Below are 3,433 nucleotides of genomic sequence, written 5' to 3'. Positions count from 1 at the left end.
GCAAAGAATATTGTGGTGGGTTTCGCCCGTCTGAATGGTCGTTCGGTAGGAGTTGTAGCCAATCAGCCGGCTTATCTGGCTGGTGTGTTGGATATAGATGCTTCCGATAAGGCTGCACGTTTCATCCGTTTTTGCGACTGCTTCAACATTCCGTTGATTACCTTCGAAGATGTACCGGGCTTCCTGCCTGGCGTGACGCAGGAGCATAATGGTATCATTCGTCACGGGGCAAAAATCGTCTATGCTTATGCAGAAGCTACTGTCCCTAAAATTACCCTGATAACCCGTAAGGCTTATGGCGGTGCGTACATCGTGATGTCCAGCAAACAGACAGGGGCAGACATCAATCTGGCCTATCCGCAGGCTGAAATAGCTGTAATGGGAGCCGAAGGTGCTGTGAATATATTATATAGAAATGTTACACCGGAAGAAAAATCCGGTCTGATCCAGGAATATGAATTTAAGTTTTCTAATCCGTATCGGGCTGCCGAGCGTGGTTTTATTGATGAGATTATCATGCCTCGTGATACCCGGTATAAGCTGATTCAGGCGTTAGAAATGACGCATAACAAGAGTCAGAGCAACCCACCTAAAAAGCACGGCAATATGCCACTATGATTTAGTTATGTTTCAATGTGTGCGTCTCCCCGTAGAAGTGATTTCTCCGGGGAGACTTTAAACGGATTATATGAAGAAAAAATTATATATGCTTTAAATTATGGAACTATTGAAGAACCTTTTTGAAGGATACCCTGATCTTTGGGGTGGAGGAGTGGCTCATTCCGTACTGATCCTTTCACTTGTGATAGCATTTGGCATTATGCTGGCTAAAATCAAAGTGGCGGGAGTTTCATTAGGTATCACATGGATACTTTTTGTGGGTATTGTATTCGGGCATTTTGATATGACTCTGAATGAACACTTGCTTCATTTTATGAAAGAGTTCGGTCTGATCTTGTTTGTTTACTCCATAGGGCTACAAGTGGGACCCGGTTTCTTTTCTGCTTTCAAAAAAGGCGGACTTACCTTGAATCTGTTGGCTATGCTGGTCGTTTTTCTGGGAGTAGTCATCACGATTATATTACATTTTGTCACGGGTACGTCTATCACTACTATGGTCGGTATCCTTTCCGGTGCGGTAACAAATACTCCGGGACTTGGAGCTGCCCAGCAGGCAAACAGTGATTTGAACGGAATAGATGCCCCTGAGATAGCATTGGGGTATGCGGTTGCTTATCCGCTGGGTGTAGTCGGTATTATCTTATCATTGATAGCCTTGAAATATATTTTGCGTATCAATACAAAAACAGAAGAAGCGGAAGCTGAACGCGGACTGGGACACATACAGGAACTCACTGTGCGTCCTATTTCGTTTGAAATCCGTAATGAAGCTATCGACGGAAAAAAGATAAAAGATATACGTCCGCTGATGAACCGTGATTTTGTGATTTCGCGTGTACAGTATCATGACGGGCAAGGAACGGAATTGGCTAATTCAGATACGGTATTGCATCTGAATGATAAAATTTTGGTTATCTCTACCCCTAAAGATATTGAAGCTATTAGCGTCTTCTTCGGTAAGCAGATTGATATGCAATGGGAGCAATTGGACAAGAAACTGATTTCCCGTCGTATCTTGATAACGAAACCTGAACTGAATGGAAAGATGCTTTCCCAATTGAAGATACGTAATAATTTCGGAGCCAGTATTACCCGGGTGAATCGTTCGGGAGTAGACTTGGTTGCTGCTCCGCAATTACAATTGCAGATGGGCGACCGTGTTACTATTGTTGGTAGCGAGCTGGCGGTCAGTCATGCGGAAAAAGTATTGGGAAATTCAATGAAACGCTTGGATCATCCTAATTTGATACCTATATTCTTGGGGATAGCGTTAGGATGTATCCTGGGTAGTACACCTTTCGTATTTCCGGGCATTCCACAGCCGGTAAAGTTAGGATTGGCGGGCGGCCCTCTTATTGTTTCCATTCTGATCAGTCGCTTCGGTCCTCAGTACAAAATGATTACTTATACTACCATGAGTGCCAATCTGATGCTGCGTGAGATAGGAATTTCCCTTTTCCTGGCTTGTGTGGGATTGGGTGCCGGTAAAGGATTTGTGGAAACGGTGATTTATGACGGTGGATATGTCTGGGTAGGTTATGGTGTTATTATAACTATTGTTCCTTTGCTGATAGCCGGGCTTGTCGGACGATACGTCTTTAAATTAAACTATTATACGTTGATCGGAGTATTGGGTGGCTCAACCACGAATCCGCCCGCGTTGGCGTATTCCAATGATCTGACTTCGTGTGATGCTCCTGCGGTGGGATATGCCACTGTTTATCCGCTTACCATGTTTTTACGTGTGCTTACTGCACAAATACTGATACTTGCATTAGCTTAATTCCTAAACTTTAATTGAATCAAACATTTTCTCTTTTAGCTTGTTCTTTACTCCCCGTAAGATTATCTTTGCGGGGAGTTTTTTTATGTGAAAGAAAAATGTAGTAACCAAGATGTATACAAATAAAGTAAAGAGAATAGCTGCCGTTCATGACTTGTCTGGTTTTGGGCGTGTATCCCTTACGGTTGTAATTCCGATTTTGTCTTCCATGGGCTTTCAGGTTTGCCCTTTACCTACGGCTGTGCTCTCCAGTCATACGCAATATCCGGAGTTTTCTATTCTTGACCTGACGGATGAAATGCCTCGAATTATTGCCGAATGGAAAAAGCTGGATGTACAATTTGATGCTTTCTATACAGGATATCTCGGAGCTCCGCGTCAGGTACAGATTGTTTCGGATTTTATTGATGACTTCCGCCAGCCGGACAGCTTGGTGGTAGTTGACCCCGTATTGGGAGATAACGGACGGCTATACACAAACTTTGATGAATCAATGATTCGCGAAATGCGCCACCTGGCAACGAAGGCGGATGTGATCACCCCAAATCTCACCGAACTTTTTTATCTGATGGACAAGCCTTATAAAGCAGATAATACGGATGAAGAATTGAAATCTTACCTTCGTCTTTTGTCTGATGCAGGCCCTCAGGTGGTTATTATAACCAGCGTTCCTGTTCATGAAGAGAGTCACAAAACCTCGGTATATGCTTATAATCGGGTAGGGGATCGATATTGGAAAATTACTTGTCCGTATTTGCCGGCCCATTATCCGGGAACCGGGGATACTTTTACAAGTGTCATAACCGGTGCTTTATTGCAAGGGGACAGTCTTCCTATTGCTTTGGACCGTGCCACGCAATTCATTCTTCAGGGCATTCGTGCTACTTTTGGGTATGAGTACGACAATCGGGAGGGTATTTTACTGGAAAAAGTACTGCACAATCTGGATATGCCTATCCAAAGCGCCAGCTACGAATTGATTTAAAATGTAGTTATGTTACTCGTTGGCGGAATTTATTTCTTTTTGAC

At 43.5% G+C, this 3,433-nt stretch carries 3 protein-coding genes; all 3 read left to right on the top strand.

Annotated features, from left to right (window positions below):
• Nucleotides 1-618, top strand: a 618-nt coding sequence (locus tag BACCELL_RS02530; protein WP_007209950.1) for a carboxyl transferase domain-containing protein, incomplete at its 5' end; no start/stop codon positions are given.
• A 100-nt stretch (nucleotides 619-718) separates the two neighbouring features.
• Nucleotides 719-2,404 (top strand): putative transporter, encoded by a 1,686-nt coding sequence (locus tag BACCELL_RS02525; RefSeq protein ID WP_007209949.1) that lies wholly within the window; start codon nucleotides 719-721, stop codon nucleotides 2,402-2,404.
• 112 nt (nucleotides 2,405-2,516) lie between these two features.
• Nucleotides 2,517-3,389 (top strand): pyridoxamine kinase, encoded by an 873-nt coding sequence (locus BACCELL_RS02520; protein ID WP_007209948.1) that lies wholly within the window; start codon nucleotides 2,517-2,519, stop codon nucleotides 3,387-3,389.
• The last annotated feature ends 44 nt before the right edge of the window (nucleotides 3,390-3,433 follow it).

Origin of the sequence: Bacteroides cellulosilyticus DSM 14838, from assembly GCF_000158035.1 — a bacterium.
Classification (GTDB): domain Bacteria; phylum Bacteroidota; class Bacteroidia; order Bacteroidales; family Bacteroidaceae; genus Bacteroides; species Bacteroides cellulosilyticus.
Note: the sequence above shows the minus strand (reverse complement) of the source record. Positions and strands in the feature narration are given on the sequence as shown.